This window comes from Burkholderia lata (assembly GCF_902499335.1).
In the GTDB taxonomy this organism is placed as follows: domain Bacteria; phylum Pseudomonadota; class Gammaproteobacteria; order Burkholderiales; family Burkholderiaceae; genus Burkholderia; species Burkholderia lata_B.
The window spans coordinates 117,494-142,260 of record NZ_CABVQK010000007.1 but is presented as its reverse complement, the minus strand read 5'-3'; the positions used below and the strand labels follow the sequence as shown (position 1 = coordinate 142,260).

Sequence of the window (24,767 nt, the reverse complement as noted above, 5' to 3'; positions counted from 1 at the left end):
CATGCATCCTTTGACAATAGTCCTACAATACCAACAAAATTGAAATCGAGTTTCGGAATTAGAGAGAATCCCTCGTGTCGACAACTGTAACCTCTCCCGCGTTGCGGGACCGTGAATCGTCACCCGACGAGATCACCGCCCTCGCCCGCGGCCTCGCCGTGCTGCGTCGCATCGCGGCGGCCGACGCGCCCGTCAGCAACCGCGAACTGACCGAACTGACCGGCATCCCGAAGCCGACCGTCTCGCGCATCACCGCAACGCTCGTCAGCGCCGGCTTCCTGTTCCAGTTGCCCGACAGCGAGCGCTTCGTCCTCACCGCATCGGTGCTCGAACTGAGCCACGGCTTCCTGCGCAACTTCGACATCCGCGCGCGTTCGCGGCCGTTCATGATCGAGCTGGCCGAACGCACGTCGCTGTCCGTGCACCTCGCGGTGCGAGACCGGCTCGACATGGTCGCGATCGACGTGATCCGGCCGCGCTCGGCCGTACTCGTCACGCGCCTCGAGATCGGCTCGCGGATGGACATCGCGCGCACCGCGGTAGGCCGCGCGTATCTTGCCGCACTCGAGGACGACGAACGCCGCCAATTGCTCGAGTCGCTGCGCACGACGGCCGGCGACGACTGGCCGCATGTGTCCGCGCGCCTGAACCCCGCGCTGGACGACGCGATGCGCGACGGCCACGCGATCGCGATCGGCGAATGGCGCGAAGGCCTGAATGCCGTCGCGGCCGGTTTCGTCGGCCCGTCGGGCCAGCGCTATTCGGTGAATTGCGGTGGCGCGTCGCACCAGTGCCCGCCGGAATGGCTGCACGAACACGTGGTGCCCGCGCTGCACGAATGCATCGCGAAAATCACGCGCGAAATCGGCGGCGCACCGGCCCGGCGCATCAGCGTGTAATCGTTTCGTCATCGCCCAGTCGCGTTCTGTAACGACCGTAACCCGTTGAAAGATAGACCACTGGACTGTAACGGGGACGGGACGTAGGATCATGCCCATCGTCGCGCCGCACTCGCGGTGCGCACCGCTCTTTTCCCGCGCAGACCGGCGGGGGCCCGGACCGAGCCGGGCGCCCCCTCCCGGCACCGCTCGCCCACGCGCAGCCCAGCAGTCCGATTTCCGGCCCGCCGCGCCGTCTTCCTGACAGATCACGATGGATAACGAACAAAAGCCCACGCCTCCTTCGAAAGACCCCGCGTCCCCCGCCGCGCGGCGCCCGCGCCGCACGCTGATGGCCGGCGCGCTCGCGGTCGTCGTCATCGGCGGCCTGCTGTGGTGGCACCCGTGGAACCGCACGCCGGCAACCGGCAGCGGTGCGAACGGCGCGGGCGCCAGCGCCGCCGGTGGTGCCGGCGGCCACCGCGGCCGCGGCGGCCCCGCCGCGATGGCGAACGTTCCGCAGCCCGTGCAGGTCGCGACCGCGACGCAGGGCGAAATGCCGATCGTGCTGTCCGCGCTCGGCACCGTCACGCCGCTCGCGAACGTGACGGTCAAGACGCAGTTGTCGGGCTACCTGCAGTCGGTCTCGTTCCAGGAAGGCCAGATCGTCAAGAAGGGCGACGTGCTCGCGCAGATCGACCCGCGCCCGTACCAGGTGTCGCTCGAGAACGCCGAAGGCACGCACGCGCGCGACTCCGCGCTGCTCGCAACGGCCCGCCTCGACCTGAAGCGCTACCAGACGCTGCTGTCGCAGGACTCGATCGCGTCGCAGACCGTCGATACGCAGGCGTCGCTCGTCAAGCAATACGAAGGCGCGGTGAAGACCGACCAGGCCGCGATCGATTCCGCGAAGCTCAACCTCACGTATGCGCGCATCACCGCGCCGGTGTCGGGCCGCGTCGGCCTGCGTCAGGTCGACCCCGGCAACTACGTGACGCCGGGCGATACCAGCGGCCTCGTCGTGATCACGCAGTTGCAGCCGATGAGCGTGATCTTCACGACGTCGGAAGACAACCTGCCGCAGATCCTCAAGCAGGTGAACGCGGGCCAGAAGCTGTCGGTCACCGCGTACAACCGCAACAACACGGTGCCGCTCGAGACGGGCGCGCTCGCGACGCTCGACAACCAGATCGACACGAGCACGGGCACGGTCAAGCTGCGCGCGAACTTCGATAACAAGGAAGGCATGCTGTTCCCGAATCAGTTCGTGAACACGCGCCTGCTCGTCGACGTGCTGCGCAATGCGACGATCGTGCCGACGTCCGCGGTGCTGACCGGCTCGATCGGCCAGTTCGTCTACATCGTGAAACCCGACAACACGGTGACGGTACGCAAGGTCACGATCGGCCCGGTCGACGGCGAACGCACGAGCATCGTCAGCGGCGTCTCACTCGGCGAGCGCGTGGTGACCGACGGCTCCGACCGCCTGCGCGAAGGCGCGAAGATCTCGATCCCGGCCGACAAGCCGAAAGGCGCATCGGGCGCGCGCGGCGCCGGTACGGCGTCGGGGGCATCGGGTGCCGGCGGCCATCGCGGTGGACACAAGCACGGCGCGTCGCAGGCAGCGGCCCCCGCGGCCCAGTAACGCGCGGGCCGCTCGATGAATCCATCCCGCCTCTTCATTCTCCGGCCGGTCGGCACCGCCCTCCTGATGGCGGCGATCATGCTGGCCGGTCTCGTCGCACTGCGCTTCCTGCCGCTCGCCGCGCTGCCGGAAGTCGACTATCCGACGATCCAGGTCCAGACCTTCTATCCGGGCGCCAGCCCGGAGGTGATGACCTCGTCGGTCACCGCGCCGCTCGAGCGGCAGTTCGGGCAGATGCCGTCGCTGAACCAGATGTCGTCGCAAAGCTCGGCCGGCTCGTCCGTGATCACGCTGCAGTTCTCGCTCGACCTGCCGCTCGACATCGCCGAACAGGAAGTGCAGGCCGCGATCAACGCGGCCGGCAACCTGCTGCCGTCCGACCTCCCTGCCCCGCCGATCTACGCGAAGGTCAACCCGGCCGACGCGCCGGTGCTGACGCTCGCCGTCAAGTCGAAGACGCTGCCGCTCACGCAGGTGCAGGATCTCGCCGACACGCGCCTCGCGATGAAGATCTCGCAGGTCGCGGGCGTCGGTCTCGTCAGCCTGTCGGGCGGCAACCGCCCGGCCGTGCGGATCCAGGCGAACCCGACCGCGCTCGCGCAGTACGGGATGAACCTCGACGACCTGCGCACGACGATCTCGAACCTGAACGTGAACACGCCGAAGGGCAACTTCGACGGCCCGACGCGCGCATACACGATCAACGCGAACGACCAGCTCACGAGCGCCGACCAGTACAACAGCGCGGTCGTCGCCTACAAGAACGGCCGCCCGGTGATGCTCACCGACGTCGCGACGGTCGTCGCCGGCTCGGAGAACACCAAGCTCGGCGCGTGGGTGAATTCCGACCCCGCGATCATCCTGAACGTGCAGCGCCAGCCTGGCGCGAACGTGATCCAGACGGTCGACGCGATCAAGGCGCAATTGCCGAAGCTGCAGGAAACGCTGCCGGCCGCGCTCGACGTGGAGATCGTCACCGACCGCACGACGATGATCCGCGCCGCCGTGCGCGACGTGCAGTTCGAGCTGCTGCTCGCGGTCGGGCTGGTCGTGCTGGTGATGTACCTGTTCCTCGCGAACATCTACGCGACGATCATCCCGAGCCTGTCGGTGCCGCTGTCGCTGATCGGCACGCTCGCGGTGATGTACCTGGCCGGCTTCTCGCTGAACAACCTGTCGCTGATGGCGCTCACCATCGCGACCGGCTTCGTGGTCGACGATGCGATCGTGATGATCGAGAACATCGCGCGCTACGTCGAGGAAGGCGAAACAGGGCTCGAGGCCGCGCTGAAGGGCTCGAAGCAGATCGGCTTCACGATCATCTCGCTGACGGTATCGCTGATCGCGGTGCTGATCCCGCTGCTGTTCATGGGCGACGTGGTCGGGCGCCTGTTCCATGAATTCGCGATCACGCTCGCGGTGACGATCGTGATCTCGGCGATCGTGTCGCTCACGCTCGTGCCGATGATGTGCGCGAAGCTGCTGCGCCATTCGCCGCCGCCCGAGAGCCATCGCTTCGAGGCACGCGTGCACCAGGCAATCGACTGGGTGATCGCGCGCTACGCGGTCGCGCTCGAATGGGTGCTGAACCGCCAGCGCTCGACGCTCGTCGTCGCGCTGCTGACGCTCGCGCTGACGGGCCTGCTGTACGTCTACGTGCCGAAGGGCTTCTTCCCGGCGCAGGATACCGGCGTGATCCAGGCGATCACGCAGGCGCCGCAGTCGATCTCGTACGGCGCGATGGCCGAGCGCCAGCAGGCGCTCGCGGCCGAGATCCTGAAGGATCCGAACGTCGAGAGCCTCACGTCTTTCATCGGCGTCGACGGCAGCAACATCACGCTGAACAGCGGCCGGATGCTGATCAACCTGAAGGCGCGCGACGAACGCTCCGAGACGGCCGCGCAGATCATCCGCGACCTGCAGCACCGCGTCGCGAACATCACCGGCATCTCGCTCTTCATGCAGTCGGTGCAGGACCTGACGATCGACTCGACCGTCAGCCCGACGCAGTACCAGTTCATGCTGACGAGCCCGAACTCGGAAGAATTCGCGACCTGGGTGCCGAAGCTCGTCGCGCGGCTGCAGCAGGAGCCGTCGCTCGCCGACGTCGCGACCGACCTGCAGAGCAACGGCCAGTCCGTCTACATCGAGATCGACCGTCCGAGCGCCGCGCGCTTCGGCATCACGCCTGCGACCGTCGACAACGCGCTGTACGACGCGTTCGGCCAGCGCATCGTGTCGACGATCTTCACGCAGTCGAACCAGTACCGCGTGATTCTCGAGTCCGAGCCGAAGGAGCAGCACTACGCGCAATCGCTGAACGACATCTACCTGCCGTCGGCGGGCGGCGGCCAGGTGCCGCTGTCGTCGATCGCGTCGTTCCACGAACGGCCGTCGCCGCTCCTGGTCGCGCACCTGTCGCAGTTCCCGTCGACCACCATCTCGTTCAACCTCGCGGCCGGCGCGTCGCTCGGCGAGGCGGTCAAGGCGATCGACACCGCCGAGAAGGACATCGGGCTGCCCGCGTCGTTCCAGACGCGCTTCCAGGGCGCGGCGCTCGCGTTCCAGGCGTCGCTGTCGAACCAGCTGTTCCTGATCCTCGCCGCGGTCATCACGATGTACATCGTGCTCGGCGTGCTGTACGAGAGCTACATCCACCCGATCACGATCCTGTCGACGCTGCCGTCGGCCGGCGTCGGCGCGCTGCTCGCGTTGATGATCACCGGGCACGACCTCGACATCATCGGGATCATCGGCATCGTGCTGCTGATCGGCATCGTGAAGAAGAACGCGATCATGATGATCGACTTCGCGCTCGAGGCCGAGCGCGTCGAAGGCAAGCCGCCGCGCGAGGCGATCTACCAGGCGTGCCTGCTACGCTTCCGGCCGATCCTGATGACGACGCTCGCCGCACTGCTCGGCGCGGTGCCGCTGATCGTCGGCTCCGGCGCCGGCTCCGAGCTGCGCCAGCCGCTCGGGATCGCGATCGCCGGTGGCCTGATCGTGTCGCAGGTGCTGACGCTGTTCACGACGCCCGTGATCTATCTCGGCTTCGACTCGCTCGCGCGCCGCGTGCGCGGCTGGTTCGAACGCCACGGCCCGCAAGCCGGCACGCGCACGGATGCGTAAGCGATGAACCTGTCGCGCCCCTTCATCACCCGCCCCGTCGCGACGACGCTGCTCGCGATCGGCGTCGCGCTCGCGGGCCTGTTCGCGTTCATCAAGCTGCCGGTGTCGCCGCTGCCGCAGGTCGACTTCCCGACGATCTCGGTACAGGCGTCGCTGCCCGGCGCAAGCCCCGAGACCGTCGCGACCAGCGTGACGAGCCCGCTCGAACGGCACCTCGGCTCGATCGCCGACGTCTCGGAAATGACGTCGACGAGCACGGTCGGCAATGCGCGGATCACGCTGCAGTTCGGCCTGAACCGCGACATCGACGGCGCCGCCCGCGACGTGCAGGCCGCGATCAACGCGGCACGCGCCGACCTGCCCGCCGCGCTGAAGAGCAACCCGACCTACCGCAAGGTCAACCCGGCCGACTCGCCGATCATGATCGTGTCGCTGACGTCGGAGACCTCGTCGCCCGCGAAGCTGTACGACTCCGCGTCGACGGTGCTGCAGCAGTCGCTGTCTCAGATCGACGGGATCGGCCAGGTCTCGGTGAGCGGCTCCGCGAACCCGGCCGTGCGCGTCGAGCTCGAGCCGCAAGCGCTGTTCCACTACGGGATCGGCCTCGAGGACGTGCGCGCGGCGCTCGCCTCCGCGAACGCCAACGCGCCGAAGGGCGCGATCGAGTTCGGCCCGCAGCACTACCAGCTGTATACGAACGACCAGGCATCCCAGGCGTCGCAATACCGCGATCTCGTCGTCGCGTATCGCAACGGCGCGGCCGTGCGGCTGTCCGACCTGTCCAACGTCGTCGATTCGGTCGAGGATCTCCGCAACCTCGGCCTGTCCAACGGCAAGCGCGCGGTGCTCGTGATCCTCTACCGCTCGCCCGGCGCGAACATCATCGACACGATCGATCGCGTGCGCGCGGCACTGCCGCAGCTCACCGCGTCGCTGCCCGCCGACATCACGGTCACGCCGGTGCTCGACCGCTCGACCACCATTCGCGCGTCGCTGAAGGACACCGAGCACACGCTGCTGATCGCGGTCAGCCTCGTGGTGATGGTCGTGTTCCTGTTCCTGCGCAACTGGCGCGCGACGCTGATCCCGAGCGTCGCGGTGCCGATCTCGATCATCGGCACGTTCGGCGCGATGTACCTGCTCGGCTTCTCGATCGACAACCTGTCGCTGATGGCGCTGATCGTCGCGACCGGCTTCGTCGTCGACGATGCGATCGTCGTGCTCGAGAACATCTCGCGGCACATCGAGAACGGCAAGTCGCGGATGCAGGCCGCGTTCGACGGCGCGCGCGAGGTCGGCTTCACGGTGCTGTCGATGAGTATTTCGCTCGTCGCGGTGTTCCTGCCGATCCTGCTGATGGGCGGCATCGTCGGGCGCCTGTTCCGCGAGTTCGCGCTGACGCTGTCGCTCGCGATCGCCGTCTCGCTCGCGGTGTCGCTCACGGTCACGCCGATGATGTGCGCGCGCCTGCTGCCCGAGTCGCACGAACCGCAGAGCGAAGGCCGCTTCGCGCGATTCCTGGAACGCTGTTTCAGCCGCATGCAGCGCGGCTACGAGCGCTCGCTGTCGTGGGCGCTGCGCCGGCCGTTGCTGATCCTGCTGACCCTGTTCGCGACGATCGGGCTGAACGTCTACCTGTACATCGTCGTGCCGAAGGGCTTCTTCCCGCAGCAGGACACCGGGCTGATGATCGGCGGCATCCAGGCCGACCAGTCGACGTCGTTCCAGGCGATGAAGCTGAAGTTCTCCGAGATGATGCGGATCGTGCAGAGCAACCCGAACGTGAAGAGCGTCGCGGGCTTCACCGGCGGCACGCAGACCAACTCGGGCTTCATGTTCGTCACGCTGAAGGATCGCACCGAGCGCAAGCTGTCGGCCGACCAGGTGATCCAGCAGTTGCGCCCGCCGCTGGCGGACGTCGCGGGCGCACGCACGTTCCTGCAGGCGGCGCAGGACATCCGCGTCGGCGGCCGGCAGAGCAACGCGCAGTACCAGTTCACGCTGCTCGGCGATTCGAGCGCCGACCTGTACAAGTGGGGGCCGATCCTGACCGAGGCGCTGCAGAAGCTGCCCGAGCTGACCGACGTGAACTCGGACCAGCAGCAAGGCGGCCTCGAGGCGATGGTGACGATCGACCGCGCGACGGCCGCGCGCTTCGGCATCAAGCCCGCGCAGATCGACAACACGCTGTACGACGCGTTCGGCCAGCGCCAGGTCTCGACGATCTACAACCCGCTGAACCAGTACCACGTCGTGATGGAAGTCGCGCCGAAGTACTGGCAGAGCCCCGAGATGCTGAACCAGGTGTGGGTCAGCACGTCGGGCGGCAGCGCGAATGGCTCGCAGACCACCAACGCGGCCGCCGGCACCTACGCCGCAACCTCCGCCGGCACATCGAGCGCCGGCACGGCCACGCAGAGCGCCGCGGCGATCGCGTCCGACTCCGCGCGCAACCAGGCGCTCAACTCGATCGCGGCGAGCGGCAAGTCGAGCGCGTCGTCGGGTGCGTCGGTGTCGACGTCGAAATCGACGATGATCCCGCTGTCGGCGATCGCGACGTTCGGGCCGAGCACGACGCCGCTGTCGGTCAACCACCAGGGGCTGTTCGTCGCGACGACGATCTCGTTCAACCTGCCGCCCGGCGTGTCGCTGTCGCAAGCGACGCAGGTGATCTACCAGACGATGGCGCAGGTCGGCGTCCCGCCGACCATCGTTGGCAGCTTCCAGGGCACCGCGCAGGCGTTCCAGCAGTCGATGAACGACCAGCCGATCCTGATCCTCGCGGCGCTGCTGGCCGTCTACATCGTGCTCGGGATCCTGTACGAGAGCTACATCCACCCGATCACGATCCTGTCGACGCTGCCGTCGGCCGGTGTCGGCGCGCTGCTCGCGCTGCTGCTGTTCAAGACCGAGTTCAGCATCATCGCGCTGATCGGCGTGATCCTGCTGATCGGTATCGTGAAGAAGAACGCGATCATGATGGTCGACTTCGCGATCGACCAGACGCGCAACAACCAGAAGTCGTCGTTCGACGCGATCCACGAGGCGTGCCTGCTGCGCTTCCGCCCGATCATGATGACGACGATGGCCGCGCTGCTGGGCGCGCTGCCGCTCGCGTTCGGCAGCGGCGACGGCGCCGAACTGCGCGCGCCGCTCGGGATCGCGATCGCCGGCGGCCTGATCGTGTCGCAAGTGCTGACGCTCTATACGACGCCGGTCGTCTACCTGTACATGGACCGCTTCCGCGTGTGGGGCGAGAAACGCCGCAACCGCCGCGGGAATACCGGCGGGCCGGCCGTCGCCGGGGAGTGATGAAAGCGGCCGCCCGGTGGGCGGCCGTTTTTTTTGCGCTTGAACAGCCGCGACGATCGGCTATCGTGAGTCCATGCCCATCGCGGGGCCCTGCACGGGGACACACCATGAACGTCCAGCTCAACCATACGATCGTCTGGTGCCGCGACAAGCGCGCGTCGAGCCGTTTCCTCACCGAGCTTCTGGAATTGCCGCCGCCGACGCCGTTCGGCGCGATGCTGGTCGTCCCGCTCGGCAACGGCGTGTCGCTCGATTTTTACGAACAGGCGGGAGAGATCGCGTCGCAGCATTACGCGTTCCTGCTCGACGAAGCCGGCTTCGATCGTGTGCTGGCGCGCATCCGCGAGCGGGGGCTGGCACACTGGGCCGATCCGGCGAAGCGGCAACCGGATGACATCTACCGCCACAACGGCGGGCGTGGCGTGTACTTCGACGATCCGGACGGCCACTTCCTCGAAGTGATGACGCAGCCCTATGTGCTGAACGGCTAGTTCCGCTGGCAGGCCGGCATTGCGCCGGCCGGTATTGCGCGGGCTGGGTGTCGGCCTGTTGCGGACGACACCCGAGGCCGGCGGCGGCCGTTACTCGGCCGCTGGTGCCGTCTTGCGCGGACGCCGCGCGCGCGGTGCCGCCTTGCGGGCCGGTTTCTTCGGCTTGGCTTCGGCAGGCGCGTCGACCGCCGCCTCGGCAGGCGCGGCAGCCGCCTCACCGCCGACCTCGCCGGCCGCCGGCTCGGCGTGCGTCACTGCGGCGTGGCGCTCGTCGCCCTGCTCCGCATCGCGATGCGTATCGCCCGCATGCTTGCCGTGCGCGTGCTTGTCACCACCATGCTTCGCCGCGCCATGCCCGGCGTCGTCCGGCTTCCCGGCCGCCTGACGGCTTGCGCTCTTCGCGGCGGCGCCCTTCTTCGCGCCGGTCTTCTTCGCCGCGCTCTTGCGCGCACGCTTGCGGCCATCCTTCGGGTCGCCGTGCATCTCGGCCACTTCCAACGCTTCGGTCGCTTCAGCCGGCACGACTGCCACTGCTTCGGCAGGTTCGGCAATCGCGGCCTCTTCTGCCTCGACCTGCACGGTTTCGTGCACAAACGCTTCCGCCCGCTGCCCGCGACGCCGCGGCTCGCGCCCGGCCCGTGCCGGCTCCGCCGCGCGCGCGCCGTGGTGTGCGGCGCCACCGTCGCCGGCCTGCGCAGCCTGCTCCGCGGCCACCGACTGGCGTGCCCGCGACACGAACGCGCCCGACTTGTCGTCACGCCCCACTTCGAGCAGCCCGCGCGCCTGCGCCTCGTCGAGCAGGTTGCCGAACGCACGGAACCCGTAGTACGACTCGTTGAAGTCCGGCTTGCGACGCTTGATCGCGCTCTTGAGCACCGACGCCCAGATCTTGCCGACGTCGTCCCGCTCCGACGCGAGTGCATCGAACGTCTCGACCGCCAGCGCGATCGCCTCGGCCTTGCGCGTGTCCAGGTCGTGCTTGCGCGACGGCTCGTCCGGCCGCTTCGCGCCGCCGTTGCCCGCGCGCTGCTGCTGTTCGCGCTTCGCGAGCGCGCGCTGCTGCTCGCGCACCAGGTCGTCGTAGAAAATGAATTCGTCGCAGTTCGCGACCAGCAGGTCCGACGTCGATTTCTTCACGCCGACGCCGATCACCTTCTTCGCGTTCTCGCGCAGCTTCGACACCAGCGGCGAAAAATCCGAGTCGCCGCTGATGATCACGAACGTATCGACGTGCGACTTCGTGTAGCAGAGGTCGAGCGCGTCGACCACGAGCCGGATGTCGGCCGAGTTCTTGCCCGACTGGCGCACGTGCGGAATCTCGATCAGTTCGAAGCTCGCCTCGTGCATCGACGCCTTGAAGCCCTTGTAGCGATCCCAGTCGCAATAAGCCTTCTTCACGACGATGCTGCCCTTCAGCAGCAGGCGCTCCAGCACGGGCTTGATGTCGAACTTCTCGTACTTCGCGTCGCGCACGCCGAGCGCGACGTTCTCGAAGTCGCAGAACACGGCCATGCTGACGTTGTCCAGGGGTAATGCCATGTGTACTCCAACCAGTGGGCCGATGCGTTGTATGACGTAGCGGCGAAAAATGCATCGCGCACATGATAGCCGGTCGGCGCGTCATTCCCGCATCCGTGTGAGTGAATGACAGCTGGAATGTCGGTGGTGGTCGCGCCGCTGCGGATCGCGTGCCCGCGCCGGGCAGCCCCGGCTGGCGCCCGATGTCGGTACGCCCGATGCCGGTACGCCCGCTGCCGGTACGCCCCTTAATACGCACCCGCCGCAGGGGCAAATCGACATTACACTTGAGTTATCGGTCGTCCGTCCCTATCTGGATAGGATGACGCATCGAGCAAGGAGCGGTTTCATGACGACGAAGGTACTGCTGATTGGCGCGACCGGCCGAACGGGCCAGGCCTGCGCGGATCTGCTGCTCAAGCAGCCGGAGTTCGAGGTCACGGCGCTTGTGCGCCGGCACGGCTATGCGCTGGCGGGCGCACGGGTGGTCGAGGCCGATCTGACGAACGATTTCTCGCACGCATTCCAGGGCATCTCGCACGTGATCTACGCGGCCGGCTCGGCTGAAACGGAAGGCGCGGCCGAAGAGGAGCAGGTCGACCGCGACGCGGTTGCCCGCGCGGCCGAATACGCGCTGGCTTACAACGCGCAGAAGCTCGTGGTGATCAGTTCGCTGTCCGCCTACCAGCCCGAGCTCGGCCCGGACGCGCTGCACCATTATTCGCAGATGAAGCGCGAAGGCGACGATCGCGTGATCGCGTCGGGCGTCGATTACGCGATCCTGCGGCCCGGCCCGCTCACGGACGTTCCGGGCGTCGGCAAGATCGCGCTGACCGATGCGTGGTTCGAAGGCGCCCCGCCCGTGTCGCGCCAGGATGTGGCCTGGGCCGCGATCGAGGCGATCAAGCTCGGGATCTCGCGCAAGGTCGTCGGCTTCGTCGGCGGCAGCGTGCCGATCGAGCAGGCGTTGCGCGCCTAGCAGCCCCGCACGCGCCGCCGCTCGGCGGCGCGTCGTTCCGTACCGGCGGCCCGCACGACGGGCCGCTCTGGCGCGCGCGGCGCCGCGCTTACTGCTTCGGATGCGCGTCGGCCCACGCCTTCACGGCGGCGAGCGTGTTCTCGACGTGCTTGTCGGGCGACATGCTCGTGTATTCGTAGAGAACCTTCCCTTCCGGCGAGATCACGTAGGACACGCGGTTCGCGCGGTCGATCGCCGGCAGCTTCGCATCGTATTCCCGGATGATCTTCGCGTCCGGATCGGCCGCGACCGGGAACTTGCTCCGGCACTCGCTCACCGAGAACTTCGTCAGCGTGTCGATCTTGTCAGCCGATACGCCGATCACCGTCGCGCCGTAAGCCTTGTAACGGTCGACCGCATCCGCGAACGCGTGCGCCTCGATCGTGCAGCCCTTCGTGAACGCGGCCGGGTAGAAATACAGCACGACCGGCCCCTGCTTCAGCGCGTCCGCGAGCGAGTACGTGTAAGTCTTGCCGCCCAGCGACGCCTGCGTCGTGAAATCGGGCGCCGCGGCACCCGGCTTCAATTCCGCCTGCGCCATCAGTGCATGGCCGCCCACCAGCGCCGCCACGGCGGCGCCCAGCAACAGTTTTCGCTTCATCTGCGTCCTCATTTCTTATAAAGTCAGCCTCGATGTAGGCCATGCCAGCGTTCGCCTGTCGAACACCCGCGTGACCGATCCGGTCCAGCGGCAACGCCATCCGCGGCCGGTCCGTTAAAGATTCCGCACAGTCTGCCGTTATTCCTTCCGGACAACCGGTTCCAGCCCTTCACGTCAGCGAGAAACATGGAAGCCAACAGGAAACAGACGTCACGCAAGGGCTCCTGGCGCAGCGCCTTGCATACGCTGCGCCGCTTCGCCTGGTCGGGCGGCGCGCTGATGCCCGCGCGCGCCGGCGCGCCGCGCCGCGACGACTCCGTGCGCAACTGGCTGGAACAGACGGTCGGCACGGTGGATTTCCTCGCCCATGTCGACCGCGAGCTGCGCTTTCTGTACGTGTCCGACGCAAGCCTGCGCTTCATCGGCTACCACCGCGACTACCTGCACACGCTGACGCTGCGCGACCTGATCGCCGAACAGGATACCGCGGCGCTCGAAGGCCTGCTTGCACGCGCCGCACGCTCCGGCCAGGTCGAGAAGGCGACGATGTGCATCGTCAAGTCGCTCACCTACCCGCTGGACGTCGAGATCCGCGCGTTCAAGAGCCGCCACCACGGGGTCGACGGGTTCGCGATCGCGGCGTTCGACGTGTCGTCGTGGCGTGCGCTCGAGGCGCGCCTGACCTACGAAATGCACCATGACCCGATGACGGGGCTCGACAACCTGTCCGCGCTCGTGCCCGCGCTGATGCGCGCGCAGCAGGCCGCCGACGAGGACGGCACCTGCGCGGCGCTGCTGCTGCTCGACCTCGACGACTACCAGCGGATCAACCGCGCGCTCGGCTACGACGCGGGCGACATGCTGCTGCGCGAGACCGCGCAGCGGCTGAAGGCGCTCGTCACGCCGAACGAGCAGCTCGCGCGCGTCGCGAGCGACAAGTTCGCGGTCGTGCTCGGCGCGCCGGACCGCACGCAGGCGAGCAATGCCGCCGACGCGCTCGCGCGCCGGCTGCAGGCTGCGGTGCGCGAGCCCTACGTGTTCCAGGGACAGACCGTGCACCTGTCCGCGAGCATCGGCATCGCGCTCTACCCTGACGAGCGCGCGGTGCCGCATCGCGCGCAGCACCACAGCCCGCTGCTGCGCCGCGCCGACCACGCGCTCGCGCAAGCGAAGGCATCGGGCGGCAACGCGCTCGCGTTCCACGCGCCCGTCGACGATCCGGCCGACGCCGAACGGCTGAAGCTCGAAGCCGACCTGTACGACGGCGTGCGCAACGGCGAGTTTTCGCTCCATTTCCAACCGATCACACGCAGCCAGTCGGGTGCGGTGGTCGGCGTCGAGGCACTGATCCGCTGGCGCCATCCGGTCCATGGCCTCGTGCCGCCGGCGACCTTCATTCCGCTCGCCGAATCGATCGGCCTGATCAACTATCTCGGCAACTGGGTGCTCAAGGCCGCGTGCATGCAACTCGTCGCCTGGGACCGCCAGGGGCTTGCGCTGCAGTACGTGGCGGTCAACGTGTCGCCGCAGCAGTTTCGCGACCCGCGCTTCACGCAGAGCGTGCGCGAGGCGATCGCGTTGACGGGCATCGACCCGCGCCGCATCGTGCTCGAGATCACCGAAAGCCTGCTGATGCACGATCCTGCACAGGCGAAGGGGCTGCTCGAGGAGCTGACCGATCTCGGCATCCGCTTCGCGATCGACGATTTCGGCACCGGCTATTCGAGCCTCGCCTATCTGCAGCGCTTCCCGCTCGCAAAGCTGAAGATCGACCGCAGTTTCGTCGAGAACCTGCTGACCTCGCGCAACGACCGCGCGATCGTGTCGGCCGTGGTCGGCCTCGCGCAGACGCTCGATCTCGAGCTCGTCGCGGAAGGCGTCGAGACCGAGGCGCAGCGCGAATTGCTGACGGAGATGGGCTGCAACCATATCCAGGGCTGGCTCGTCTGCCAGGCGCTGCCGTCCGAGGAGCTCGCGCGGCGCTTCGAGGCGCAGCAGCTGCACCTGCACGCCGCCGCCTGACGCGCGCGGCGAACCGGACAGATCCGTATGTCAACCACCGAATACCTGCCCCGCACCGCATTGCTCGACAAGCTGTGGGCCCGGATGAACGAACGGGGCGATTTCCCGCTGCTGTCGGAATCGCTGCGCGCGACGATGGCCGCGATGAAGAACGACGATCTCGACTTCACCGCGCTCGTGCGCGTCGTGCTGTCGGACTTCGCGCTCACGCAGAAAGTGCTTCGGCTTGCGAACTCCGCGATGTACATGGCGTTCGGCGGCAACATCACGACCGTGACCCGCGCACTGATGGTGCTCGGCATGGACGCCGTCGGCCATCTGGTCGTCGGGCTCAAGCTCGTCGACCATTTCCACCACAGTACGCCGCGGCGCATCGACGCGAAGCTCGAACTGAACCGCGCGCTGCTGTCCGGCTGTGTCGCGCGCAAGCTCACCGAACGCGCCGAGTTGCGCGCAGGCGAGGAAGCCGTCGTCTGCACGCTGATGCGCCAGGTCGGCAAGCTGCTCGTGGTCTGCTATCTGGACAGCGAATGGGACCGGATCCGCCGCCGCGCGGCCGAACTGAACGGCGACGAAGCAGCCGCCTGCATCGATGTGCTCGGCGTCGGCTTCGACGAGATCGGGCTCGAGGCGGCCGCACGCTGGCGCTTGCCCGACGTGATCCGCGCGGGGATGGCCGACCACGACCACGTGGTGCGCACCGACGCGTTCGGCAACGAAGAGGACGACCGCGACGCGGACCACACAACCGATGACGGCCCGGCCGACCGCGTCCGCTGGCTGCGCGCGATCAGCCGCTGCTCGACCGACGTCGCGGGCGCGCTCGTGATGCCCGCGAGCCCGCAACGCGACGCGCGCATCGCGGCGCTCGCACAGCACTACGGCGCGGAACTCGACATGGAATCCGACGCGCTCGTCGAGATCGCCGAGCGGCTCGCCCGCGAGGAAGCGAGCGACACCATGATGCGCGAGATCGTCGAGCTGCGCGCGAACGCCGATGCGATCGCGCGCGCGCAGGCCGAGCCCGAGGCGTGCCTCGAAGCCGGCCTCGCGGACCTGCGCGCGCTGCCGTCCGAGCACGTGCTCACGCCCGTGCTCGCGCTCGCGTCGGAAAGCCTGCTGGCCGGCCTCGCGTTCACGCGCACCGTGATGTTCGTGCGTCACGACGACGGCATGTTCGCCGCGCGCCTCGGCTTCGGCCCCGGCGTCGATACGACGCTCGACCGGCTGCGCTTCGACGAGCGCTTCGAGCCGGACGTGTTTCATCTCGCGATCTCGAACTCGGTCGGCATCTTCATCGAGCAGGCGCAGGAGCCGAAGATGCTCAAGCGCCTGCCCGCGTGGTATCTCGATGCATTCGACGACACGCGCGCATTCGTGCTGCTGCCCGTGCGCGTCGGCACGACGACCGTCGCGCTGCTGTACGGCGACTGGGCCGGCGCGCAGCCTGCGCGCAAGATCACGCAGCAGGAGATGGCCGTGCTCAACGAGCTCGCGCGCGAACTGGGCCGGTTCTTTCCGGCCTGACGCGGCCCCCGGCCGCTGTCCACGCCGCTTTCCCGCCTCCAAAAACAAACCGGCCGCATCAGCGGCCGGTTTGCTTGCATCGTGCGATCGAACGCTACGCTTACTTGAGCGTCACGGGCACGCTGAAGTACTTCTTCGCGAGGTTGTCGATCGTGCCGTCGGCCTTCAGTTCCTTCAGCGCCTGGTCGAGCGCGGTCTTCAGCGCCGCGTCGTTCTTGCGCAGGCCGAAGCCGACGCCCGAGCCGAGGATCTCGGCATCGCTCACGGTACCGCCCGCGAACGCGAAGCCCTGGCCTTGCGGCTTCGACAGGAAGCCCTTCGAACCCGCTTCCGCGTCCTGGAACGTCGCGTCGAGACGGCCCGACTTCAGGTCGGCATAGGCCAGGTCCTGCGTCTGGTACGGCACGACTTCGACGCCTGCCGGCGCCCACTTCTTCTTCGCGTACGCTTCCTGGATCGTGCCCTGCAGCACGCCGACGCGCTTGCCCTTCAGCGATTGCGGGGTCGGCAGCAGGCCCGTGCCCTGCTTCGCGATCAGTTGGTTCGGAATCGTGTAGATCGGATCGGTGAACGCGATCGCATGCTTGCGCTGGTCGGTGATCGTCATGTCCGAGTTGATCGCGTCGAACTTGCGCGCCTGCAGCGCCGGGATCAGGCCGTCGAAGTCGTTCTCGACCCACACGCACTTCGTCTTCAGCTTCGCGCACACCGCGTTGCCGATGTCGATGTCGAAGCCGGTCAGCTTGCCGTCGGGCGTCTTGTATTCGAACGGCGCGTACGAGGCTTCGACGCCGAAACGGATCTCTTTCAGATCCGCTGCCATCGCGCTGCCTGCCGCCACGGCCGACGCCGCCACCACCGCATGCGCGGCCACTTTACGCCAATCCAACTTCATCAGGTGTTCTCCTCGATACTCGAATGTTCCGGAACTACGGGCGCATGCATCATTGCAGGGTCGGATGACCACGGCAATGCCGCCGCCGCGCCGTGATGCGGCGCAACAGCCGCAAGGCCGCGATTGTACCAATCCGCGCGGCCCGATATGGCAAAGCAGCCGCCGGCACGTGATGCTGCACTGCGTGCGCCGACGTCAGCCGGGCTACTCATCGAACTTGCAAGACGATGTCGCAAATACGCAAGCGCACCGCGCGGGCCTTCTGCGCGGCATGCGGACTTAATCTCAAAAATGGAATGGTTGCCGGGCGATGCGCGGGCCGCGGATCGCCGCGGCCACGCGCAATCGGTCACCGTCAGACGAGCGCCGCGACCGTCTCGCGGGTCGTGTCGATGACGAGCAGGCCCGCGCGCAAACCCGGCTTCACCGTCGGATTCGGGAACACGATGCGCTCCTCGTCGTGCTTCACCGTGTAGCGGTAGTCGCCGTCCTGCGCGAGCACCGTGCCGCGTGCGAACGCGGTGAAGTTCGCGACGTCGGCCGCGACGAACAGCTCGAGCGCGTCGCTCTGCTTCGTGATCTGGTCGATCACCGTGAAGACACGCGGCAACGACGGATGGCCGCCCCGAGCGTCAGCATCACGAGCGGCGCCCGACACGAGCTTGCGCACCCCGCGGTCGGCCGGCGCGAAGCGCGTCAGGTCGTTCTGGCCGAACGGGCGCACCTTGCCGAGTTCCAGCGTGCACGCGAGCGCGCCGCAGTGCTCGGCCGTGAAATGCGAATACGTGTTGCCCTTCGCGGTATGCAGCAGCACGGCCGCGATCTGCGCGTCGCCGAGCCATTCGAACATCGTGCGCGTCGGCGGCATGCCCGTGTGCGGCAACAGCGCGAACTGCTCGAACACCGATGCGCGAATCGCCGTATGCATGTCGATGTGCCAGCGCGCGGCGCCGGCCGGCGCGGCCGCGAAGAACGCGGCGGCGGCCGCTTCGAGCTGCGTGGCACGCGGCGCTTCGCGGCTGTCGGGCACCTGCGCGTGACGGCCGCTGAACAGGCGATTCAGGTCGTCGTCCAGATAGCGCTCGCCGGCGCGCATCGCCGGCACGTTGCCGAGCACGACGAGCAGCCGGCACGCGAGCGGCAGCGCGCCCGATGCGAGGTCGCGCACGAGCATCGACAGCAGCTCGATCGGCGCCGTCTCGTCGCCGTGCACGCCGGCCGACACGAGCACGCTCGCGCGCGCCGTGCCGGCGGCCTCGGCCGCGACCGGTTCGAGCGCGAGCAGCCCGTCGCCGAGCCATCGCCAGCGCACGGCGCCGGCGGCGCAGGTGCCGTCTGTCGCAGACGGCGCGCCACCGGTCAGCGTGAACGCGAGGAAGTCGTCGAGCAGCGCGGCGACCATACGGGAATCAACGCTGGAAGTCATACAGCGAACCGACACGCAGGATCTGCGTGAGCTCGTCGAGCGCCGTGCGCGATTCTTCGAGCAGCGCCGGATCGGCGAGGTCTTCCGGTGCGAGGCGATCGCGATAGTGCCGGTCGATCCACGTGTCGAGCGACGCGAACAGCGTGTCGTTGATCCACACGTTCGACGTGACGGCCGCGCGTTCCACGTCGTTCAGCACGACGCGCAGGCGCAGGCAGGCCGGGCCGCCGCCGTTCTTCATGCTTTCGCGCAGGTCGAACACGAGCACGTCGTGAATCGGGCCGTTGCCGGCCGCGAGTTCGTCGAGATAGGCCGCGACGTTCCCGTTTTCGCGGCATTCCTGCGGCACGACGAGCACCTGCGAGCCATCGGCGCGCGACAGCAGCTGGCTGTTGAACAGATACGACGTCACCGCGTCGTTCACGCTCACGGCTGCCTCCGGTACCTCGATCACGTTCAGGCGCGCACCGCGTGCGTCGAGCGCGGCGGTCAGCGTGTCGTAGATCGCCTGCTTGTTGACGAACGCGCGCTCGTGCGTGAACAGCGTGTCGCGGTTGCCGACCGAGATCACGTCGTTGTGGAACACGCCCGCGTCGATCACGTCCGGATCCTGCTGCGCATAGACCGTCGCTTCTTCGGCCAGCCCGTGACGATGCGCGACCGCGCGGCTCGCCTCGAAGGTCTGGCGTGCCGGGAAGCGCTTCGGCTCGGGGCCGCGGCGGTATTCCGCGCGGCCGTACACGAAGAACTCGATGCCCGGCTTGCCGTATTCGGCGCAGAAGCGCGTGTGGTTCGCCGCGCCCTCGTCGCCGAGTGCCGGCGTGCCGGTCAGCGCTTCGTGCACCGCGAAATGCGCGGGATCGGCAAACAGCGTCGACAGTGTGCGGCGCGTTGCTTCGTGTTCGATCGCGCGATGCAGCTTGCTGCACAGGTTCGCCGGCGTGAAGTGCACACGGCCGTCGCTCGTGTCGGCCGACGGGCTGACGGTGGCCGCGTTCGCGGTCCACATCGCCGACGCCGAGCTCGCCGCGGCGAGCAGTTCGGGCGCCTGCTTCGCGGCCTTCGCGATCACGTCCGCGTCCTTGCCCGAGAAGCCGAGCTCGCGCAGCAAGCGCAGCGACGGCCGCTCCTGCGGCGGCAGCACGCCTTGCGCGAAGCCGAGATCCGCGAGCTGCTTCATCTTGCGCAGCCCCTGCTTCGCGGCGGCCTTCGGGTTCGCGGCCGATTTTTCGTTGTTGAGCGACGCCACGTTGCCGAACGACAGCCCGGCGTAGTTGTGGGTCGGGCCGACGAGCCCGTCGAAATTGGCTTCTTGTGCGTTCATCGTCGTTCCCTCGATCAGAAATGCAGGCCCGGCGACAGGCTCGCGGGCAAGGTCAGTTGCGTGCTTTCCACCGACGCCATCGGATACGCGCAATAGTCGGCCGCGTAGTACGCGCTCGGACGGTGGTTGCCCGAGCGGCCGGTGCCGCCGAACGGCGCGGCGGAAGACGCGCCGTTGGTCGGCCGGTTCCAGTTGACGATCCCGGCGCGAATCGTGCGGCGGAAGTGTTCCCACACCTTCGCGTCGTCGGCGAGCAGGCCGGCGGACAGGCCGAACGCCGTATCGTTCGCGCGCTCGATCGCTTCGTCGAACGTCGCGTAGCGGACGATCTGCGCGAGCGGGCCGAAGTGTTCTTCATCGGGCAGGTTCGCGACGCCCGTCACGTCGACGATCGACGCGTTCACGAAGCCGAGGCGTGGATCGCGCTGCGTCATCGCGACGATCGGCTTCGCGCCCTGCTCGATCAGGCGCGACTGCGCGTCGACGAGCTTCGCCGCTGCGCGTGCCGAGATCACCGCGCCCATGAACGGCTGCGGATCGGCGTCGAACACGTCGGCCGTGATCTTCGACGTGACATCGGCGAAGCGCGCAAGGAAGCGGTCGCCGAATGCGCCCTGCGGCACGAAGATGCGGCGCGCGCACGTGCAGCGCTGGCCGGCCGACAGGAACGCCGACTGGATCGTGTGATGCACGGCCGCGTCGATATCCTCGACTTCGCCGATCACGAGCGGGTTGTTGCCGCCCATCTCGAGCGCGAGCACGATTTCCGGACGGCCGCCGAACTGCTTGTGCAGCAGCGTGCCGGTATCCGAGCTGCCGGTGAAGAACAGCCCGTCGATCTGCCGATGGTTCGCGAGCGCGATGCCGGTGTCCTTCTCGCCCTGCACGAGGTTCAGCACGCCGTCCGGCAGCCCGGCTTCCTTCCACACTTCGACCGTCGCGCGCGCGACGCCCGGTGCAAGCTCCGACGGCTTGAACACGACCGCATTGCCGGCGATCAGCGCGGGCACGATATGGCCGTTCGGCAAGTGGCCGGGGAAGTTGTACGGGCCGAACACCGCGACGACACCGTGCGGGCGGTGACGCAGCACCGCGACGCCGTCGGCCATGTCCTGGCGCTTCTCGCCGGTGCGTTCCTGGTAGGCCTGGATCGAGATACCGACCTTCGCGGCCATCGACGCGACTTCGGTGCGTGCTTCCCACAGCGGCTTGCCCGTCTCGCGGCCGATCGCGGTCGCGATCGCTTCCTTGCGTTCGTTGAGCAACGCGGCGAAACGCTTGACGATCGCGCAGCGCGATTCGAAGTCGAGCGCCGACCAGCCGGCGAATGCGCGGCGCGCGCTTGCGACCGCGCGGTCGACGTCGGCCGCCGACGCGCTTTCACCCTGCCATGCGATCTCGTCGGTGCCGGGGTTGCGCGAAGCGAACACGGGGCCCGAGCCTGCGACCCAGGCGCCGTCGATGAAGAGTTCCGTCATGATTCGTTTATCCCTGTTTGACTTTGAGCGGCAGCACGCGCACCGGATCGCCGGCCTTCACGTCGAGCGCGACGGCATCGTCGGCCGACAACACGAACGAGCCGTTCGCGACCACGCCCGGCGCAACGCCGACTCGGAAGTCGGTGAGCGACGTATTCGACACGAGCGACTTCGGCGGATGGCCGTCCCGCGCGTCATCCCGCGCATCCGGCACGCCGATCGCGACCGGCACGACGACGCTCTCGCGCACCGTGCGCAGGTCGTTGACGTGGCATTCGAGCACGGGGCCCGCGTCGAAGATGTCGACGTGATTCTGGTAACGCAACCCTTCCGCCTCGAGCATCTTGCGGGCCGGCAGCGTGTCGCGGTGCGTGAGGCCGACCGCGTCCTGCGCGTCCTGCGGCAGCAGGTCGACATACACCGGGTAGCGCGGCATCAGTTCCGCGAGGAACGACTTGCGGCCGTGCGAGCTGAGGTAATCGGCCGCGTTGAAATCGATCTGGTAGAAGTGCGAACCGACTGCGCGCCAGAACGGCGACGTGCCGTCTTCGTCGAAGTGGCCGCGCAATTCCGCGCAGATGCGTTCCGGAAAGCGCTCGCGGAACTGCGCGATGAACATGAAGCGCGAGCGCGACAGCAGGCCGCCCACGCCGCCCGTGCGATAGCGCGGGCTCAGGAACAGCGAGCACACTTCCGCATAGCCCGTCAGGTCGTGCGAGATGTTCAGCGCGGACATCCGCGTCCACACGCCGAGCTCCTGGCTCGCGTGCACGACCGTGCTCACGCGGTAGTTGTAGAACGGTTGTTCCAGGCCGACCTGCGTTTCGATCCCGCACACGCCCGCGATGTCGCCCGTCTTCGATTCTTCCATCACGAAGAAGTAGCCGGCCTCGCCGGCCGCGGCCTCGCCCGCGAGCGTGCGGCGCGTGCGCTCGATGCGCGCGGCGAGCGCGTCGCGGTCGGGCTTGAACGTGGTCAGGCCCGGCCCGGTTTCCTTCGCGAGCGACACGAGCGAATCGACGTCGCCCGTTTGTACGACCCGAACGACGATCATGCTGCGTCTCCCTTCAAATCTTCATCGTCGCGGCGGTGCAGCGGCACGCAGCGCACGACATCGCCATCCTTCACATCGAGCGCCGCGCGCACGTCGCCGGCCAGGGGCGCGTCGCCCACATCGCCCGGCAGGTCGGCCAGTACGCAGCGGAACGATTCGCCGCTGCCCGTCGACACCATGTAGGCCACGTCGCCCTGCTGGTGCGCGGCCTCGCGCACGACACGCTCCATGCCGTGCTTCACGCACGCGGTGCGGTCGACTTGCGCGGTCAGCACCGGGCCCGCGTCGAAGATGTCGACGAAGCGGTCGGGCTCGAAGCCTTCCTCGAGATGGATGTCGTATGCGAGCAGCGCCGATTCGTTCGGCTCGCCGAGCACGCGCTGCGCGGCTTCCGGCAGCAGCGGCACGTAGAGCGGATACGCCGGCATCACTTCCGCGATGAAGGTACGGCTGCGGCCGCCCGACGCGATGTCGACGTCGGTGAAGTCGCGGCCGAAGAACTTGCGGCCCACCGCTTCCCAGAACGGCGATGCGCCGTTGCCGTCGCTCACGCCGAGCAGCAGCGTGAACACTTCGGGCGTGAAGCGGCGGCGATTCGCGGCGATGTACATCATCCGTGCGCGCGAGATCAGGTGCGCGGCCGCGTCGCCGCGCAGCGACGGATCGACGTAGAAGCCCGCCAGCCGGCTCTTGCCGGTCAGCTCGTGCGACATCGTGAGCGCGTGGATCTTGCGGTTCACGTGCAGCTCGCGCGACGCGTGAATCAGTGCGTCGTTGCGGAACGCGTAGAACGGTTCCGAGTAGCCGGCCGCGGCCACGATGCTCGCCGTGCCGAGCAGCTTGCCCGTCGACGAATCCTCGAGCACGAAGAGGTAGAACTCCTCGCCGGCGAAGTCGACGTCCGCGCGAAACGAATCCTCGGAGAGCGCCACGCGCGCTTCGAGCGCCGCGCGGTCGTGCGGCAGCGAGTGCAGGACCGGCTGCGCGGTGCGCGCCATGTGCGCGAGCGCATCGAGATCCGTGAGTTTGCCGGGGCGAACAAATAGCATCGTCGTTCCTGTCTGCGATGGGCGCGCCGATCAGCGCGCGGTGGCTTCCTGAGCGGCGAGCACTTGTTCGACTGCCTTCTCGAAGCGCTTCATGCCTTCGTCGAGCAGGTCGAACGGGATCACCAGCGACGGGACGAAGCGCAGCACGTTCGGGCCGGCGATCAGCATGATCAGGCCGTTCTCTGCTGCTGCGGTGACGAAGTCCTTCGCGCGGCCGTCGAATGCCGCGGTGAGTTCGGCGCCGACGAGCAGGCCTTTGCCGCGCACGTCCTTGAAGATGCCGAAGCGCGCGTTGATGCGTTCCAGCGCGCCCTTCAGGCGCACGCTGCGTTCACGCACGCCTTCGAGCAGTGCCGGGTCGCCGATCAGTTCGACGACCTTGTCGGCGATCGCCGATGCGAGCGGGTTGCCGCCGTACGTCGTGCCGTGCACGCCGACCTTGAAATGCGCGGCCAGTTCGTTCGTCGTCAGCATCGCGCCGATCGGGAAGCCGTTGCCGAGCGCCTTGGCGGTCGTCAGGATGTCCGGCGTGACGCCGGTATCCATGTAAGCGTAGAACTGGCCCGTGCGGCCGACGCCCGTTTGCACTTCGTCGAAAATCAGCAGCGCGCCGTGTGCGTCGCACGCTTCGCGCAGTGCCTTCAGGAACGCCGGATCGGCCGGGATCACGCCGCCTTCGCCTTGCACGGGCTCGACGATCACCGCGCAGGTTTGCGGGCCGATTGCGGCCTTGGCGGCTTCGATGTCGTTGTACGGCAGGTGCTTGATGCCGGCCGGCACGGGGCCGAAGCCTTCCGAGTACTTCGGCTGGCCGCCGACGCTGACCGTGAAGAACGTGCGGCCGTGGAACGACTGCACGAACGAGATGATTTCTGCCTTGTCGGCGCCGTGGCGATCGAACGCGACGCGGCGGGCGAGCTTCAGTGCAGCTTCGTTCGCTTCCGCGCCCGAGTTCGCGAAGAATGCGCGGTCGGCGAAGGTCAGCGATTCGAGCCGCTTCGCGAGGCGCAGCACCGGCTCGTTCGTGTAGCCGTTACCGATGTGCCAGAGCTTGCGGCTTTGTTCGTCCAGGACCTTCAGCAGTTCCGGGTGGCCGTGGCCGAGCGACGTCACGGCGATACCGCACGCGAAATCGATGTACTCGCGGCCGGCCGTGTCCCACACGCGGGAGCCCTCTGCGCGATCCGGCACGAACGGCGCGGGGGAAAATACCGGCACCATCACTTCATCGAATGTCTGGCGGTTCACGGTCGAGGTCGTCATGGTCGTTCCTTTCGGTTTCGTAAGAGGGTTCAACAGGATCAAGTTTAGGTAAGGGCGACGCAAGCGTCTTGCGGAATTGCGACGGGTTCTATCGGAAGCGGATAGTGCGCTTTGTTTTTGCCCTCTCGGGCGGGTGG

General features: G+C 67.7%; 17 protein-coding genes. 8 read left to right on the top strand and 9 right to left on the bottom strand.

Annotated elements, in window-relative coordinates; translation table 11 throughout:
* Window positions 1–74 precede the first annotated feature (74 nt).
* From BCO18175_RS18700 to BCO18175_RS18680, 5 genes are all read left to right on the top strand, one after another.
* Complete coding sequence (locus BCO18175_RS18700; protein WP_174983094.1) at window positions 75–899, top strand: IclR family transcriptional regulator; 825 nt, start codon at window positions 75–77, stop codon at window positions 897–899.
* Between the two features lie 253 nt (window positions 900–1,152).
* Complete coding sequence (locus tag BCO18175_RS18695; RefSeq protein ID WP_174983092.1) at window positions 1,153–2,523, top strand: MdtA/MuxA family multidrug efflux RND transporter periplasmic adaptor subunit; 1,371 nt, start codon at window positions 1,153–1,155, stop codon at window positions 2,521–2,523.
* Between the two features lie 15 nt (window positions 2,524–2,538).
* Window positions 2,539–5,652: an MdtB/MuxB family multidrug efflux RND transporter permease subunit gene (locus BCO18175_RS18690; protein ID WP_174973198.1), complete on the top strand. Its 3,114-nt coding sequence runs from the start codon at window positions 2,539–2,541 to the stop codon at window positions 5,650–5,652.
* A gap of 3 nt (window positions 5,653–5,655) precedes the next feature.
* Window positions 5,656–8,964 carry an efflux RND transporter permease subunit gene (locus BCO18175_RS18685; protein WP_174983090.1) on the top strand — a complete coding sequence of 1,103 codons (3,309 nt, stop codon included), beginning with the start codon at window positions 5,656–5,658 and terminating at the stop codon, window positions 8,962–8,964.
* Window positions 8,965–9,071: 107 nt separating this feature from the next.
* A complete protein-coding gene (locus tag BCO18175_RS18680; protein ID WP_174983087.1) occupies window positions 9,072–9,455 on the top strand; it encodes a VOC family protein in 384 nt (127 codons plus the stop codon).
* Window positions 9,456–9,545: 90 nt separating this feature from the next.
* On the opposite strand, the gene BCO18175_RS18675 is transcribed toward BCO18175_RS18680, so the two are convergent.
* Window positions 9,546–10,994 (bottom strand): NYN domain-containing protein, encoded by a 1,449-nt coding sequence (locus BCO18175_RS18675; RefSeq protein WP_174983085.1) that lies wholly within the window; start codon window positions 10,992–10,994, stop codon window positions 9,546–9,548.
* A 328-nt stretch (window positions 10,995–11,322) separates the two neighbouring features.
* Between BCO18175_RS18675 and BCO18175_RS18670 the strand changes: the two genes are divergently transcribed.
* On the top strand, window positions 11,323–11,952 hold the full coding sequence (locus tag BCO18175_RS18670) for an NAD(P)H-binding protein (RefSeq protein WP_174915161.1): 630 nt from the start codon (window positions 11,323–11,325) through the stop codon (window positions 11,950–11,952).
* 88 nt (window positions 11,953–12,040) lie between these two features.
* Here the strand turns inward: BCO18175_RS18670 and BCO18175_RS18665 are convergent, their stop codons facing one another.
* The gene (locus tag BCO18175_RS18665; protein WP_174915160.1) at window positions 12,041–12,592 is read right to left on the bottom strand and encodes a peroxiredoxin; all 552 of its coding nucleotides are present in this window, start codon (window positions 12,590–12,592) and stop codon (window positions 12,041–12,043) included.
* A gap of 279 nt (window positions 12,593–12,871) precedes the next feature.
* On the opposite strand from BCO18175_RS18665, the gene cdpA reads away from it, so the two are divergent.
* Window positions 12,872–14,614, top strand: coding sequence for a putative bifunctional diguanylate cyclase/phosphodiesterase (cdpA, locus tag BCO18175_RS18660; protein ID WP_205818858.1), 1,743 nt, complete (start codon window positions 12,872–12,874; stop codon window positions 14,612–14,614).
* 27 nt (window positions 14,615–14,641) lie between these two features.
* Window positions 14,642–16,141, top strand: a complete 1,500-nt coding sequence (locus BCO18175_RS18655; RefSeq protein ID WP_174983083.1) for an HDOD domain-containing protein — start codon at window positions 14,642–14,644, stop codon at window positions 16,139–16,141.
* 100 nt (window positions 16,142–16,241) lie between these two features.
* On the opposite strand, the gene BCO18175_RS18650 is transcribed toward BCO18175_RS18655, so the two are convergent.
* From BCO18175_RS18650 to BCO18175_RS18620, 7 genes are all read right to left on the bottom strand, one after another.
* The gene (locus BCO18175_RS18650) at window positions 16,242–17,036 is read right to left on the bottom strand and encodes an ABC transporter substrate-binding protein (RefSeq protein WP_174915157.1); all 795 of its coding nucleotides are present in this window, start codon (window positions 17,034–17,036) and stop codon (window positions 16,242–16,244) included.
* A 355-nt stretch (window positions 17,037–17,391) separates the two neighbouring features.
* Window positions 17,392–18,462 (bottom strand): succinylglutamate desuccinylase, encoded by a 1,071-nt coding sequence (astE, locus tag BCO18175_RS18645; RefSeq protein ID WP_174983081.1) that lies wholly within the window; start codon window positions 18,460–18,462, stop codon window positions 17,392–17,394.
* Complete coding sequence (gene astB / locus BCO18175_RS18640) at window positions 18,446–19,786, bottom strand: N-succinylarginine dihydrolase (protein WP_174973184.1); 1,341 nt, start codon at window positions 19,784–19,786, stop codon at window positions 18,446–18,448. The genes astE and astB overlap by 17 nt, the downstream gene beginning before the upstream one ends.
* 14 nt (window positions 19,787–19,800) lie before the next feature.
* Complete coding sequence (gene astD / locus BCO18175_RS18635) at window positions 19,801–21,264, bottom strand: succinylglutamate-semialdehyde dehydrogenase (RefSeq protein ID WP_174973182.1); 1,464 nt, start codon at window positions 21,262–21,264, stop codon at window positions 19,801–19,803.
* Window positions 21,265–21,271: 7 nt separating this feature from the next.
* Window positions 21,272–22,318 (bottom strand): arginine N-succinyltransferase, encoded by a 1,047-nt coding sequence (astA, locus tag BCO18175_RS18630; RefSeq protein WP_174915153.1) that lies wholly within the window; start codon window positions 22,316–22,318, stop codon window positions 21,272–21,274.
* The gene (aruF, locus tag BCO18175_RS18625; RefSeq protein ID WP_174983079.1) at window positions 22,315–23,367 is read right to left on the bottom strand and encodes an arginine/ornithine succinyltransferase subunit alpha; all 1,053 of its coding nucleotides are present in this window, start codon (window positions 23,365–23,367) and stop codon (window positions 22,315–22,317) included. The genes astA and aruF overlap by 4 nt, the downstream gene beginning before the upstream one ends.
* A gap of 30 nt (window positions 23,368–23,397) precedes the next feature.
* Window positions 23,398–24,630 carry an aspartate aminotransferase family protein gene (locus tag BCO18175_RS18620; RefSeq protein WP_043182068.1) on the bottom strand — a complete coding sequence of 411 codons (1,233 nt, stop codon included), beginning with the start codon at window positions 24,628–24,630 and terminating at the stop codon, window positions 23,398–23,400.
* Window positions 24,631–24,767 lie beyond the last annotated feature (137 nt).